Here is a 14,918-nt window from a genome sequence, read left to right as displayed (position 1 = left end):
GCTGGTCGAAGAAGGACCGGCTTGAACCGGAGGAATCCTTTGTTCCGCAGACATCTCGGCGCGCTCGACCTGGTCCCCCGCAGCAGTGGCGCGGACACCGCCTTACGCAACGCCGTCGGCCTGGCCCGCCGGACCGAATGCTTCGGCTACCGAACCGGCGGGTGAACTGAGATGATGGCTTCGCATCCGCTGGACGCAGCGGCATGGTCCTCTCTCACCGGCCCACACGCGCACTTCGCCGAGGGAACCGGCCACGCCTTGCGCTACCCGGCCGACGTCTCGCCCATCCTCGCGGTCGCCCCCGAGCAGGACATCCGGGCCTGGACCGAACTGCACGCGCTGATCGGCCCGAACGCCCTGGCGCTGCTGAGCAGCGACCTGCGTGAGGTGCCCGACGGCTGGAAGCTCGAGTTCCAGGGCGACGGCGTCCAGTTCGTTGCCACCGACGCCTTGGCCTCCCGGCCGGCCGACGGGCTGGTGACGCTCGGGGCCGCCGACGTCCCGGAGATGCTCGACCTCGTCGCCCGGACCCAGCCCGGGCCATTCGAAGCCCGGACCTACCAGCTCGGCACTTATCTCGGCGTGCGGCGCGAAGGCCGGTTGGTGGCGATGGCCGGCGAGCGGCTGCACCCACCGGGCTGGACAGAGATCAGCGCTGTCTGCACAGATCCCGCATATCGGGGCCAGGGACTGGCCACGACGCTGGTCCGCGCGGTCGCTCACGGGATCCGGCAGCGCGGAGAGACGCCGTTCCTGCACACCTCGGCCGAGAACACCATCGCCATCCGCCTCTACCGCCACCTCGGGTTCGAGCTTCGGCGCAAAGTCCTGTTCTCCGCACTGCGGAGCCCCTCGTCAGGAGACAACTCATGACCGCGCTCCACCTGGCCGTCGCCCTGGACGGCGCCGGCTGGCATCCGGCCGCCTGGCGCAGCCCAGCCGCCCGTCCCCGGGACCTGTTCGCCGCCACCTATTGGAAATCCCTGGTCGCCGAGGCCGAGCGGGGCCGGCTCGACTTCGTCACGTTCAACGACTCGCTGACTCTCCAATCCGCCGACCACTTCGCGCCCGACCAGCGCACCGATCAGGTCCGGGGACGGCTGGACGCGACGCTGATCGCCGCGCGGGTCGCCCCGGCCTCCGACCGCATCGGGCTGGTACCGGTCGCCACCGCGACCCACACCGAGCCGTTTCACGTGTCGAAGGCGATAGCCACGCTCGATTACGTCAGCACCGGCCGCGCCGGTGTTCAGATCCGCAGCGGAGGCCTGGCCGGCGAACCGGCGCTCTTCGGCCGTCGCGAGTTCCCGGCGCTGAGCGCCGAGGCCCTTCAGAGTCCGCAGATCCAGCAGCTGATCACTGAGCGATTCGACGAGACCGCCGACTTCATCGAGGTCATCCGGCGGCTCTGGGACAGCTGGGAGGACGACGCGGAGATCCGGGACGCCGCCACCGGCCGGTTCATCGACCGCGACAAGCTGCACTACATCGACTTCAAGGGGCGCTGGTTCTCCGTCCGCGGGCCCTCTATCACCCCTCGGCCCCCGCAGGGCCAGCCGTTGGTCACCGTGCTGGGTCACGGCCTGGTGCCCTATCGGCTGGCCGCCCGCCAGGCCGACGTCCTCTTCGTCACGCCGCAGGATGCCGCCCACGGGCGGCAGATCCTGGACGAGGTCCGCGGCGAAACCGACGCCACCGGGCGTGGCGAGCAACTCCTGGTCTTCGCCGACCTCCTGGTCTTCCTCGACGCCGATGCGGGGGCCGCGGCCGCACGGAAGGCCCGGCTGGACGAGTGGGATGGCGCGGAGCTGTTCTCCGATGCGCAGATCTTCACCGGCACGCCGGTGGCCCTGGCCGATCGGATCCAGGAGCTGGGCGAACTCGGCTTCGACGGCGTCCGGTTGCGCCCCGGAGTCCTGCCCGCCGACCTGACCGTCCTGGTCGAATCGGTCGTCCCGGAACTCGGGCGCCGGGGCCTTTTCCAGCCCCGATACGACCGGCCGACGCTGCGGGACCGGCTCGGGTTCGCCCGCCCGGCCAGCCGCTACCTCCTAGCGAACGGATCAGCACGATGACCGGACCTCGCAAGCAGATCGTGCTGGGGGCCTACCTCGGCGGCGTCAATCACCACACCGTCTGGTCGGACCCGGCGGCCGGCAGCCAGATCGCCTTTTCGTCGTTCAAGCACGTCGCGCGAACCGCCGAGCGCGGCAAGTTCGACTTCTTCTTCCTGGCCGAGGGCCTGGTTTTGCGGGAACGGCTGGGCCGGATCTTCGATCAGGACGTGATCGGACGCCCCGACACCCTCACCGTGCTGGCCGCGCTGGCCGACGTGACTGACCACTTGGGGCTGGTCGCCACGCTCAACAGCACCTTCAACGAGCCCTTCGAGCTGGCCCGGCAACTGGCCAGCCTGGACCACCTCTCCGGCGGTCGCGCCGGCTGGAACATCGTCACCTCCTCCGACGCCTTCACCGGCGCGAACTTCCGGCGTGGCGGTTTCCTCAGGCGAGAAGACCGCTACGTCCGGGCCCAAGAGTTCCTCGCCATCGCCCGCCGGCTCTGGAACTCATGGGCGGACGACGACGTGGTGGCCGACCAGCAATCCGGCCGCTTCCTGCGGCGGCCCGACGCCGGCGCGTTCGCCTTCGCGGGTCAGCAGTTCGAGGTCAGTGGCCGATTCAGCGTTCCGCGCAGCCCCCAGGGCCAACCAGTCATCCTGCAAGCCGGCGTCTCCCCCGAAGGCCGCGATTTCGCCGCGGGCGGTGGCCCCGATGCGATCTTCTCTCCGTACTGGACTCTCGCCGAGGCGCAGCCCTTCTACCGGGACATCCAGCAGCGCGCGGCCGCCCACGGCCGCCCGCCCGGCTCGGTGAAGATCCTGCCCAGCGGCGCGTTCGTGCTGGGCGACACCGAAGCCGATGCGATCGAACGGCACCACGAGATCACCCGGGAGCAGATCAGCGGCCGTGGTGCCCAGATCCTGCTCGAGACCGTCTGGAACCGGGACCTGTCCGGTTACGACCCCGACGGGCCGCTGCCCGACGTCGACCCCGAGCCCGAGGCTCCGCTCGTCATCCAGGGCCGGGCCCGGCTCCACCAGAACGTCTTCGAGACCGTAGCCCGGTGGCGCGCGATCGCCGAGGAGAACGACTACTCGCTGCGGCAACTGGCCATCCACGAGTTCGGTCACGCCGAGTTCGTCGGCACCCCCACTCAGATCGCCGACCGGCTCGACTCCTTCGTCCAGAACGACGGCTCCGACGGGTTCATCCTCGGCTCCCATCTGACCCCGGGCGGCCTCGACGAGTTCGTGGATCGGGTCGTGCCGTTGCTTCAGGAACGTGGCTCACTCCGCGCGGAGTACGAGGGCACGACCCTGCGCGACAACCTGGGTCTGCCCGCCCCAGCCTCCCCCGCCACCCGGGCCGCCGGTTAGGAAACCATCGAGTCGATGAACGATGTGATCGTTTAAGGCGCCTATGGGCACACCGCCAGGTTCGTTGTCGCCGGTCTGCTGGCGCGCGGCCTGACCCCGGTACTCAGCGGCCGCGACCCGGAGCGGCTGCGCACCGTGGCCGCCGAGTTCTCCGAACCGCCGGTCCGGCCGGCCACGCTCGGCGACCCATCTGCCTTGACCCGAGCCCTCGCGGGGGCCGCGGCCGTGGTGAACTGCGCCGGGCCGTTCGGCGATACCCTCCCCCGCTGCTGGACGCCGGTCGCCGGATGGTGTTCGTCGACGGCCTGTTCCAGGTCCGGACGGCCGACCCGCCCCCGCCCCGGTCGAGGTGGACGTTCCCGCCGCCCTTCGGCCGGCAGGAGGTGATCGGCGAGTTCCCGACCGCGGACGTCGTCACGATTGCCCGACACCTGCCCACCGGGACGATCACCAGCTAGCTTGCCGTCCCACCCGGCGAGGAACCCGTGGCCGAAGAGGCAACCGGACCCCGGGCCGTCGATGGCGGTGGCCGATCGGCGCAGCGATTCGTGGTAGAGGTGGCCGTCCGTCGCGGGGATCTGGAGCACCGCGCCTCAGCAGCCGGCCAAGCCTTTGAGTCCATAAGGGAGCGAGTGCTATAACCTAGCGAACGCCTAGGAAAAATAGGACATAGCCACGTTCGTGTGCGTCGCGTCCTGTTGTCACCCGGCCCCGATCGCGAAGGACCGCCATGCGTAAAACACTGGCTCTTGGGCTCGCTCTGGCGCTGGGCCCACTTGCCCTGGCCGGCTGCACCAGCGACGACGGCAGCGGCTCGTCCTCCGCGCTCGATCCGAAGAACTGCCAGGGTGGCACGCTCACCGTGCTCAACCAGGGCGGGCTCGCCCATCTCGACCCGGCCCGGCTCTACACGTCCGGCGGCGGCAACGTGCCGTCGCTGCTGTTCCGGACGCTGACCACCCGCAACCGGCAGCCGGGTCAGGCCGGGACGAAGCCCGCGCCCGACCTGGCCACCGACCTCGGCACTCCGTCCGACGGCGCTCGCACCTGGACCTACCGTCTGCGCGACGGACTCTTCTTCGAGGACGGCACGCCGATCACCTCGTCCGACGTCAAGTACGGCATCGAGCGCTCCTTCGCGCCCGAGCTGCCCGGTGGCGCGCCCTACCTACGCGACTGGCTGATCGGTGGTGCCGATTACCTGGGGCCCTACAAGCAGCCGCGAGGGCTGGCGTCGATCGAGACGCCCGATGCCAAGACGATCATCTTCAAGCTGCGCAAACCCGAGGGCGACTTCCCGTACCTGGCCACCGCGACCCAGTTCGCCCCGGTGCCCAAGGCCAAGGACACCGGCGTCGATTATGAGAACCATCCGCTTTCCAGCGGCCCCTACAAGGTGACGTCCTTCGACAAGGGAAAGCACCTGACGCTGGTCCGCAACACGAAGTGGAGCAGCAAGTCCGACTCGCTGCGCTACGCCTGCCCGGACAAGATCGACGTCACGGCCGGGTTGAACTCTGCGGTGATCAACCAGCGCATCGCCACCGGCGCAGGCCGGGACGCTTACGCCGTCACCACCGACGGCATCATCGGTCCGGACCAGCTGGCTCAGCTGGGCACCGGCAGCGAACTGGACAAACGCGTTACTCGGGGCGAGTTCCCGTCGACCACGTACCTCGCGTTCGACACGACGAAAAAGCCCTTCAACGACATCCGGGTACGCCAGGCCATCTCGTACGCGGTCAACCGGGCTTCGGTGGTCAACGCCAAGGGCGGCACCGCGACCGCCGGGCCGTCGACCACGTTCCTCCCGCCGCAGCCCGCTCTGGGCTACCAGCCCTACGACTACTTCCCGGCCGGCAAGACGGGGAACCCGGCCGAGGCCAAGCGTCTGCTGGCCCAGGCCGGCTATTCCGGCGGTCTGAGCGTTGACTTCGCCTACGAGAACGACGAATCCGATGGTCTGGGCCCGAAGGAAGCGGCGGCGATCCAGGACGCGCTCAAGCAGGCCGGGGTCACCGTGCGACCCAAGGCCATCGACAGCGCGTCCTACCGGGACGTGGTCGGTAAGCCCGCCACCCAGCCGGCTCTCTCGCTGGCCAGCTGGGGCGCGGACTGGCCGTCGGGCGGCCCGTTCCTGATCCCGATCTTCGACGGCCGGCAGATCATCAAGGCCGGCGGCAACTTCAATCAGGCCCAGTACAACGACCCGCAGGTCAACGCCGAGATCGACGCGATCAACGCACTCACCGATCCGGCCGTTGCGGCCAAGCGCTGGGGCGCACTGGACGCCAAACTCGGGAAGCTGGCGCTGTACGTACCGCTCACCCACGAGGTCGACACCTACATCTACGGCAAGCGGGTCAAGGGCGCAGTCACCGACGGGTGGCGGGGCCAGTACGACCTCGCTCGGCTCTCGGTCAAGTGACCGCACTGGAGGTAGCCGGCACCGAGCCGCTGGATCCGGCGCCGGTCCGGGCCCGGTCGCTTTGGCGGCGGCTGCTGCGCGAACCGGCGTTCGTGGCCGGGGCGGTGATCGTCCTGGTCATGGTGGTGGCCGCGCTGGCCGCCCCGCTGCTGGCCCGCTGGGAGGGACAGGACGCCACGAGCTTTCATGACGATCTGCTCGACTCGGCCCGGGGCGGGGTGCCGATCGGCCGGCTCGGTGGCCTGAGCGGGGAGCACTGGCTCGGCGTCGAACCCGGCACCGGGCGGGATCTGTTCGTCCGGACGCTCTACGGCGCCCGCATCTCCCTCGGCGTGGCCGTCGCGGCCACAGCCCTGGAAGTGCTCATCGGCGTCAGCGTGGGCTTGGCGGCCGGGCTCGGGGGCCGCTGGGCGGCGGCGCTGCTGGGCCGCCTGGCCGACCTCACGCTGGCCTTCCCTCAGCTGGTGCTGGGCGTGGCACTGCTGGCCATCGTCCCCGATTCCTGGCCCCGCCCGCTCCTGCTCACCTTCGTCATCGGGCTGCTGCAGTGGGGCGGTACGGCCCGGATCACCCAAGCCGAGACGGCATCGCTGCGCACCCGCGACTACGTGGCCGCGGCCCGGCTGGCCGGAGCCGGTCCGGGCCGGATCGCGCGCCGGGAGATCCTGCCCGGCGTGGCCGTCCCCGTGCTCGCCTACGCCGCGCTGCTGCTGCCGCAGAACATGATCTCCGAGGCTGCGCTCTCGTTCCTCGGCGTCGGCGTACAGCCGCCCACCCCTTCGTGGGGCCAGATGCTCTCCTCGGCCACCACCTGGTTCCGGTCGGATCCGATGTACGTCATCGTCCCCGGCGGGTTGCTGTTCCTGACCTTGCTGGCGTTCACCTTCGCCGCCACCAGCGTGCGGCGGGCGCTGGACCCGCGGCAGGCGACGCTCCGATGATCGGCTACCTCGGACGGCGGTTCGCCGGGGCGGTGCTGGTCCTGCTCGGCCTCTCGGTGCTCGTGTACGCACTGTTCTTCCTGGCCCCCAGCGACCCGGCCCGGCTGGCCTGCGGCAAGGGCTGCACACCCGAGCGGCTGGCCCAGGTGCGCACGGCGATGGCGCTCGACGACCCGGCAGCGGTCCAATACCTGCACTTCGTCCGGGGCGTCGTGGCGGGGCGGGACTATTCGACCGGGCCGGATGCCCGCCATTGCGCCGTCCCTTGCCTGGGCTACTCGTTCGAGACCGATCAGTCGGTCTCGGCGCTCCTGGCCCAGCGGCTGCCGGTCTCGGTGTCGCTGGCCGTCGGCGCGGAGATACTGGCCCTCGGGCTTGGGATCGGGGCCGGGCTGCTGGCTGGGCGGGGCCGGTTCCAGCTGGTTCGGCGGGCGGTCAACGGCCTGGTGCTGGTGGGCTACGCGGTTCCGGTATTCCTGGTCGGGCTCGCTCTGCTGCTGCTGTTCTGCGTCCGATTGCGCTGGTTGCCCTTCCCCACGTACGTGCCGCTGACCTCAGATCCGGCCGCGTGGGCGCAGAACCTGATCCTCCCGTGGATCGCCCTGGCCCTCATCCAGGCCGCCGCCTATGCGCGCTTGACCCAGGCCGGGGTCGCCAACACCCTTGCCGAGGACTACGTACGCACCGCGCGCGCCTACGGTCTGTCGGAGCGCCGCATCCTGCGGAGCCGGGCCTTGCGCGGGGCGCTGATTCCGGTGACCACCCTGACCGCGATCGACGTCGCTCAAATGATGACCAATGCGGTACTGACCGAGACGATGTTCGGCCTGCCGGGCGTCGGCCAATTGCTGGTGGGCGCGGTGACCACGGTGGACCTGCCGGTCGTCGTCGGAGTCACGCTGCTGGCCGGGTGCATCGTGATCGCCGGGAACATGGCCGCCGACCTGCTGCTGGCCGTGGTCGATCCGCGTGTGGAACTGCGATGAAGCCGCTGCTGGAGGTGGAGGACCTCTCGATCGCCTTCGGGCCGGTCCGAGCCGTGGACGGTCTGTCGTTCTCGCTGGAGCCAGGCGCTGCGCTGGGGATCGTCGGCGAATCCGGCTCGGGCAAGAGCGCCACCGCGCTGGCGCTGCTCGGCCTGCACCGCGGCACCGGGGCACAGGTCGGCGGGCGGATCCGGTTCGAGGGCAGCGACCTGCAGACTCTCGACGATGTTCAGCTGCGGAAGGTGCGGGGCGGTGGCGTCGCCATGGTGTTCCAGGATCCGCTTTCCGCGCTCAGCCCGTTCCACACCGTCGGCCACCAGATCGCCGAGGTGTACCGCCTGCACACCGGCGCCGGGAAGAAAGCGGCCTGGGCCCGTGCGGTCGAGGTTCTCCGTCAGGTGCACATTCCTGATGCCGCTCGGCGGGCCCGGGCCCATCCGCACGAGTTTTCCGGCGGTATGCGCCAGCGCGCGCTGATCGGGATGGCGTTGGCCTGCCGCCCCCGGCTGATCGTGGCTGACGAGCCGACCACCGCTCTGGACGTCACCGTGCAGGCCCAGATCCTCGACCTGCTCGACGAGTTGCGCGCCACTACCGGCACGGCGCTGGTGCTGATCAGCCACGACCTCGGGGTGGTGGCCGGTTCCACCGACCACGTGATCGTGATGCGGGCGGGACGGGCCGTCGAGCAGGGGCCGGTCGAGCAGGTCCTGATCCGCCCGAGCCAGCCCTACACGCAGGACCTCCTGGCCGCCGTTCCAGCCGCCGGTCACTCCGCTCCCGCGAAAGCCGGCCCCCCGCTGTTGCGGCTCGCCGCCATCACCAAGAGTTATCCGACGCCGAGACAGAGCGTGCGGCGCCCGGACCCGGTCACGGCCGTGAACGGAGTAGACCTCGACGTTCTGGAAGGAGAGACGCTCGGCGTGGTCGGCGAGAGCGGGGCGGGCAAGTCCACGCTCGCTCGGATCATGGCCGGCCTGACCGCGCCGACCTCGGGCCGACTGACCTACACCGGACCGCCGGCGTCCATCCAGATGGTGTTCCAGGATCCGCTGGCCTCGCTCAACCCACGCCGCACGGTGGGCGACAGCATCGCCGAACCACTGCGGGCGACCCGCGCCGAAGACCCCCGTGAGCGGGTCGAGTACCTGCTGGACCGGGTTGGGCTCAAAGCCTCCGACTACGGACGCTATCCGCATGAGCTCTCCGGCGGCATGCGGCAGCGGGTCGGCATCGCCCGGGCTTTGGCGCCCCGGCCCCACCTGGTGCTCTGCGACGAGCCGGTCTCCTCTCTGGACGTGACGACACAGGCCCAGGTACTGGCGCTTCTCGAGGACGTCCGCCGGGAGGACGAGCTGACGCTGGTCTTCGTCTCCCACGACCTGGCCGTCGTCCGCCGGCTGGCTGACCGGATCGCCGTGATGCAATTCGGTCGCGTGGTCGAGATCGGGGCGGCCGAGGACGTCTGGAGCGATCCCCAGCACGACTACACCAGGATGCTGCTGGCCGCCGTGCCGGTCACCGACCCGGCCGAGGCCCGCCGCCGGCGCGAGCACCGCCGCCGGCCGGCCGCGATCCCCGGGGCGTAGGTCAGCGAGAATCCTGGTCGGAGCCGGACGGAGGCAGGTAGATGTCGGGTCCGACCGCCCGCGCCGTGCCGCGCGTGGCTACGCCGGGACAACGTCCGAATCTCGGTCAGCCCGAGACGCCGCCGGGCCCGGCGCCGCGCCTGGACGCGACGCCGGGCACTACTCATCCAGCCTGGTAGTAGCGCACGTAGTCGATCGACGCGGTAAACGGGAACTGGCTCTGCACGGGGTTCTGCCCGGGGTACGTGCCGCCCAGCGCCAAATTGAAAATGATGTGGAACGGCTTACGGAACTCCTCCAAGGTTGCCGGCGTCGTGTCGATCACGTGCGTTTGCGCGCCGTCGACGTACCAGCGGATCTGCGCGGCCGTCCACTCGATCGCGTAGACGTGGAACGCCGAAGCGTTGTTGACGGCAGGGTTGGCGACGTAGTTGGCGTTCTGGCCCGCCGTCCACGGGAACACTCCGGTGCGGAGATCCCAAAAGATGTTGTTCGTCACGGTCGCGTTCGCGTTCGCGTGTTCCATGATGTCGACCTCGCCGCAACTGGCCCAGTTGGTGGGCAGGCGGTCGTAGTAGGTCTGCGCCGGGTTGTAGGCACCCGTGGACGTCTCGTCGCACGCGTCACCGAGCATCCAGAAGGCGGGCCATGAGCCGGCGGCGGTCGGGAGCGCCATCCGCGCCTCGATGCGGCCGTACTGGAAGGACCTCTTCGTGTCCGTCGTCATGCGGCACGAAGTCTGGTAGAAGTTGCGGCCGTTGACCGTGATCGGCGTCGTGAGCCAGTTGGCGCGCATGACGAGGTTGCCGCCGGACTGCGTGCAATTCTCGGGCCGGTACCAGTCCCACTCGCCATTACCCCAGCCGTCGAAAGCATTGAGTCCGGGGTTGAGTCCATTGCCGACGTTGTAGTTCCAGTTGGCGCTGCTGGGCGCGCCGGAGCCGTTGAACTCGTCGGCCCACACGAGGTTCCACGCCGCGGCGTGGGCGGGCTGCTGCGCGACGACCGCGCCGCCGACGAGTGCAGTGAGGGCCACGGTGAAAAGGGCCACGACGCGCCAGCGACCGCGTGACAGTGCGCGGTCCACGAAACCTGCATTGATTGCCACGGAGAACGTCCTTTCGTGCAGAACGGTTCGATCCACTGCGAAGGTCCACATGCGAGGCAAATCGTTAATGAGTATTACGTAAATATTTCCAATTGTCGACGCGATCGTGACAGCACTCGCAGACCGGACAGGAAGCTACTGTCGGTGACCGACCGAAGGGCCGGACCGGCTCGGCTAACGCAACCCCGCCGGATGCGAGACGACCCGTGCCGCGGGGAACATCACGCCGCTACTCCTCGCTCGGTGCTGCCGTCGGCCGGCCCGAGGGTGGACAATCGCGCTGCCCGCGGCGGCTGAGTGGCGGACGAATCTGACGACGCGGTGCGCCGGATGCTGGACACCCTCGGGCCGCTGCCCGCGCTCGGCCGGATCGACACCGCCTAGAGTCCGGCCACCATGGACAGTGGGCTACGTTCTTCTCGTGTCAGTTGATCTCAACTCCGAGGTTCCGCATTCCGCGCGGGTCTATGACTACCTGCTCGGAGGCAAAGACAACTTCGCCGCCGACCGCAGCGCCGCCGCGCGGATCCTGGAGGCATCACCCGGGCTGCCCATCTCGATGCGCGCCAACCGCACGTACATGGCCCGCGCCGCGCGTTTCCTCGCACAGCAGGGCGTCCGGCAGTTCCTCGACATCGGCGCCGGTCTACCCACGTCGCCGAACCTGCACAACGTCGTCCAGCAGGTCGATCCGACCGCACGTGTGGTCTACATCGACAACGACCCGATCGTCTCGGTCCACGCCCGTGCGCTGCTCACCTCGACCTCGGAAGGCCGAACCGCCTACCTCGACGGCGACGTGCGGAACCCGGAAGGACTCCTCGCGTCGCCCGAGGTGCTCGACACCCTCGACCTGAGCAAACCCGTCGGGCTCTGCCTCATCGCGATCCTGCAGTTCGTCACCGATGAGGCCGAGGCCCACCGGATCGTCGACACGCTCCTAACCGCCCTCGCACCGGGCAGCGCACTGGCGATCTCGACGGTGACCGCGCACAACCCCCAAGCAGTCGCCGCCGCCGCGCGGTACACGTCAGGGGGAATTCCCGCCAAACCTCGTACCGACGACGAAGTGCGGGCCCTGTTCCGGGGCCTGGACCTCGTCGAGCCCGGCGTGGTCCTGGTCAACCGCTGGCGGCCTGACGACGAAGCAGCCGCCGCGGCCGAGGACGTGAACGTGCAGATGAGCGGCGGTGTAGCGTTCAAGCCCTGACCGGAGGTCAGCGGTGTCCGGCGTCGTCACATCGACGCGCGGGTCGCTGATCACCGGCTTCGGCATGTACGAAGCCTTCACGCTGGTCCCACGACTGGTGCCAATCCTGGCGGGATACCGTTCGGACTCCCCACCCACTCGCCCACGGCCAGCTGCCCGGCGTCGATGGCCGGCGGCGTCTTTTGCTAATGGTGCATCCGCCCAAAGCGTTACTCCGCTCGAGACACCCCGTATCCCGGATGATCCATCGCAGCACGAGCGGCGGGTTCCGATCAGCAGTTGCACGTGCGGAGGTAGCGTCGCTACTACGACGCCGCTCCGCTCGAACCACCGTGCTCGACCGAACCACCGGTTACCACCGAACAGCAGTGTCTCGTCGCCGGCCGCGCGCGGTGCGGGCTGCGCGGCCGATGAAGGCACCTTCAATCACGGCCGCAACCACCACCGAGGCCGGGGATTTCGCACCCGCCAACCTGACCGAGACGCTCACCGCCCTGAGCGAGGCGGAGGACAACACCGACGATGCTGCCCTTGCCTCAGCCAAGGAAGCGATCCAGTCCTGCGGGCAGCGGCTCCAGCAGTACCGCGCTGCGCTGGAGGCCGGCACTGACCCCGTACTCGTCCAGCAGTGGACCGCCGAAGTCCAGGCCGAACGCGTGCAAGCAGAGGCGAAGGCCGAGAGCCGATCGGACGCCAGCGGATGACGACCGACGAGATAGACGCGCTGGGCGGCATCCGCCGCAGCCTGATCGACGCCGACCCGGCCGCCCGGGCACAGATCTACCGGAGTCTGAAACGAATTCGACCTACCACCCGGCCGGAAGATCGTCACGGCCCAAGCCAGGCCCGAAGGCCACATGCTAAAGGATTGTGTCCGAGGACCGAGCCGAACCATGAGCACACGGTTGTTAGCGTTGACCGCAGAGATAGGCCTCGTGTAACAGCGTGGGCTGCCACGCCTTCACCCTGGGGGCGACAACAACGTCGACTAACAACTCGATACACCGTGCTGCTCGGATATCATCGCCTAATGTCCGAAATCGAAGGGGATGCCGCAGAGCGGCACGATCCTCAAATCACTTCCCCGAGGCCGTGGAGCGAGCGCTCTAATACGGTTGGCATATTGCCAGGCGGGACGACCTTCCAAGTAGATTGTCTCGTTCAGATCTTGGGTCAACTGCCAGCGGCTCGTGAAAGCAATCTTTTGATAACCACCGCAATGGGTGAAGCTATTGAGACTTCTGCGGACGAACTGTGCCGACGACAACTGTCTCCAATGGGCATCGTGGTTCGGATTGGAGAAGCCTGGCATCCGACTGCATTTTCCCGTCAATGGTTCATCAACACTTCCAACGGGTCCGCTCTAGCAGTTCACTTGCATAATCAATGCAAGTTTATTGGTGAGCTTCTAAATGAAGTCGGCGATAATACGACACAGGCCGATCTCTTACGAGCGGCAAGATCTAAGTACGTACTCTCATGGGAGAAGCAAGACCCGATCCGCAGACGATTGGCTTGGCTGCGTTCCCTCGGAATGGTCGAGATTTGGGGTCGGAAAATCGTTCTAACAGAATCCGGCAGTACGCTCCTTGCCAAGCTAACACTTGCTACAAGTGAGGAGGCCGCGGGTCAAAGCATGTCTGATCCGAAGGCGAATAGCGCGGTACAAAAAGCGTCGACCGTGGTATTGGAGCGACTGCTGGCGATCACACCATCATCTTTGATTAACCGGAAAGAACCTATCGGATATATACCCCGAGGCGCGAACCGCTCTGCCTCCGGATCCGTTGCGACGCGGCTAACAGCTCTAGAAGGACTCAGAAAGGCTGTAGGACTCATCGACGTAGGTGCAACGGTGGACGAGTTCCGCGATAGCGCTGACCGGGAACTAGGGGTCGGCGCAGGCTCCTTTAATTCAATGCTTCACTCTCTCCGTCACCTTGACTTTATCGAACTGATTGCTTACAACAAATATGGTCCAACAGAGCTGGCATACGCGTGCTTAGCAGTCGGTCGCGAGGCAGACCTGATCCGCTTCTTACACTCGAAATTTGCGTTCATCGGTGAACTTCTTGAGGCATCTCGCGATCTTGTGTCGACTTCTCAACTGCTTGCGATAGCCCGATCTCGCTATCAATTCAGTGGCGAAAACTCCGAAATCCGAACAAGAGTCGCCCTTCTCGCAGATTGCGGCTTCCTCGAAAGGTTTGACAAATCTCGATCGAGACTGACAGCCCTCGGCGAGGAACTGTTAAGCGAGCTGCCATTGCAGGAGAGTTCTCTTGTTCCTACAAGCTCTAACGGTGCGGCTGCGGACGACCCAGAATCAGAGGAACGAGATCCGTCGATGGTCGCCACCGAGGATATTCTGAATCGCTTGCAAACTTTCGGCACAATTGGTAGTCGGGACAAAGAGTTCGAAATCGCTGTTCGGGATGCATTCGAAATGCTCGGACTTCGGGCGAAGCACATTAGCGGCCAAAGTGACACCGACGTACTAGTAACTGCCGATCTGCCAGCGGACTCTCGCTATTCGGCGATCATTGAAGTCAAGTCCACATCACAAGGATCCGTTCCGGAGGGACAAATCAACTTCGAGGCCATAAAGAGGCATCGGAAGCGGAACGCCGCGAGTTATGCGGCTGTTGTCGGAGTAAAATTTCCGAAGAGTGTAATGGAATCCGCCGCGTCGAACGGCATGGCGGTGATCACTATTGAAGACCTATCGTCCCTGCTTCAGGAACACTCCCGCACGCCACTAACATTGCACCAGCTCCGCAATGCGTTCGACCCGAGCTTAACGAATCTCTCAGGACTGCAGGAAAGTGCCGATTCTCTAAAAAATGACCTAGCTCTGACAGCAGCGATCATTTCAGTCCTGCAGAGTGAGGCTACCGAAGATGACCCAGAGGCTCGCGGGTCCGCGTCGCCCGCAAATCTTCGCTTTGCACTGCGCTCTACTGACCTTCCGTTCAGGCCCACGAGTGAGCAAATTGTCGCAAAGCTAAATCTGCTTACTCATCCAACTATATCGGCCGCTCGCGAGGTCCGTGGCGAAAATCGGGAGATCCTATACGCGATCGCCGACGATCCCCGCAATATAGCCCGTCGGCTACGAGCCTTGGCTGATCAAATTGAGGTCTTCGCCAGCAGAGAGGATGACTGAGCGAAGATGCCGGCGGAGGAACTATCGGGCGTGCAGGGCGCGCCGCTGGGT

General features: G+C 67.1%; 12 protein-coding genes and 1 pseudogene. 12 read left to right on the top strand and 1 reads right to left on the bottom strand.

The genetic code is table 11. The features are described from left to right. Positions 1-171: 171 nt before the first annotated feature. The 9 genes and pseudogenes from FL583_RS06905 to FL583_RS06870 all read left to right on the top strand — a co-directional run bounded on the left by FL583_RS06905 (position 172) and on the right by FL583_RS06870 (position 9,383). Positions 172-873 carry a GNAT family N-acetyltransferase gene (locus tag FL583_RS06905; protein ID WP_142703604.1) on the top strand — a complete coding sequence of 234 codons (702 nt, stop codon included), beginning with the start codon at positions 172-174 and terminating at the stop codon, positions 871-873. Continuing rightward, positions 870-2,075 carry an LLM class flavin-dependent oxidoreductase gene (locus tag FL583_RS06900; RefSeq protein WP_142703603.1) on the top strand — a complete coding sequence of 402 codons (1,206 nt, stop codon included), beginning with the start codon at positions 870-872 and terminating at the stop codon, positions 2,073-2,075. Before FL583_RS06905 ends, FL583_RS06900 begins: the two co-directional genes overlap by 4 nt. Beyond that, positions 2,072-3,439 (top strand): NtaA/DmoA family FMN-dependent monooxygenase, encoded by a 1,368-nt coding sequence (locus tag FL583_RS06895; RefSeq protein ID WP_142703602.1) that lies wholly within the window; start codon positions 2,072-2,074, stop codon positions 3,437-3,439. Before FL583_RS06900 ends, FL583_RS06895 begins: the two co-directional genes overlap by 4 nt. A gap of 75 nt (positions 3,440-3,514) precedes the next feature. Further along, positions 3,515-3,631, top strand: a pseudogene (locus tag FL583_RS42835) (saccharopine dehydrogenase); the annotation flags it as partial. Positions 3,632-3,726: 95 nt separating this feature from the next. After that, a complete protein-coding gene (locus FL583_RS41515) occupies positions 3,727-3,897 on the top strand; it encodes a hypothetical protein (RefSeq protein ID WP_240746600.1) in 171 nt (56 codons plus the stop codon). A 272-nt stretch (positions 3,898-4,169) separates the two neighbouring features. Next, complete coding sequence (locus FL583_RS06885) at positions 4,170-5,867, top strand: ABC transporter substrate-binding protein (protein ID WP_142703601.1); 1,698 nt, start codon at positions 4,170-4,172, stop codon at positions 5,865-5,867. A 5-nt stretch (positions 5,868-5,872) separates the two neighbouring features. Beyond that, complete coding sequence (locus tag FL583_RS06880; RefSeq protein WP_420843121.1) at positions 5,873-6,808, top strand: ABC transporter permease; 936 nt, start codon at positions 5,873-5,875, stop codon at positions 6,806-6,808. After that, entirely contained in the window at positions 6,805-7,794 is a 990-nt protein-coding gene (locus tag FL583_RS06875; protein WP_142703600.1) for an ABC transporter permease, read from the top strand. The genes FL583_RS06880 and FL583_RS06875 overlap by 4 nt, the downstream gene beginning before the upstream one ends. Then, positions 7,791-9,383, top strand: coding sequence for a dipeptide ABC transporter ATP-binding protein (locus tag FL583_RS06870; protein WP_142703599.1), 1,593 nt, complete (start codon positions 7,791-7,793; stop codon positions 9,381-9,383). The genes FL583_RS06875 and FL583_RS06870 overlap by 4 nt, the downstream gene beginning before the upstream one ends. Before the next feature lie 163 nt (positions 9,384-9,546). Here FL583_RS06870 and FL583_RS06865 read toward each other — a convergent pair whose 3' ends face one another. Then, positions 9,547-10,470: a glycoside hydrolase family 16 protein gene (locus FL583_RS06865; RefSeq protein ID WP_170323523.1), complete on the bottom strand. Its 924-nt coding sequence runs from the start codon at positions 10,468-10,470 to the stop codon at positions 9,547-9,549. Between the two features lie 442 nt (positions 10,471-10,912). Here FL583_RS06865 and FL583_RS06860 point away from each other — a divergent pair, with 442 nt between their 5' ends. The 3 genes from FL583_RS06860 to FL583_RS06850 all read left to right on the top strand — a co-directional run bounded on the left by FL583_RS06860 (position 10,913) and on the right by FL583_RS06850 (position 14,867). Then, positions 10,913-11,701, top strand: coding sequence for an SAM-dependent methyltransferase (locus FL583_RS06860; RefSeq protein ID WP_205751897.1), 789 nt, complete (start codon positions 10,913-10,915; stop codon positions 11,699-11,701). Between the two features lie 410 nt (positions 11,702-12,111). Continuing rightward, a complete protein-coding gene (locus FL583_RS06855; protein ID WP_142703596.1) occupies positions 12,112-12,405 on the top strand; it encodes a hypothetical protein in 294 nt (97 codons plus the stop codon). A 326-nt stretch (positions 12,406-12,731) separates the two neighbouring features. After that, positions 12,732-14,867 carry a hypothetical protein gene (locus FL583_RS06850; RefSeq protein ID WP_142703595.1) on the top strand — a complete coding sequence of 712 codons (2,136 nt, stop codon included), beginning with the start codon at positions 12,732-12,734 and terminating at the stop codon, positions 14,865-14,867. Positions 14,868-14,918: the final 51 nt, after the last annotated feature.

Origin of the sequence: Cryptosporangium phraense, from assembly GCF_006912135.1 — a bacterium.
Taxonomy (GTDB): Bacteria; Actinomycetota; Actinomycetes; order Mycobacteriales; family Cryptosporangiaceae; genus Cryptosporangium; species Cryptosporangium phraense.
The sequence above is the reverse complement of the archived record's forward strand: the minus strand, read 5'-3'. Positions and strand labels throughout refer to the sequence as shown.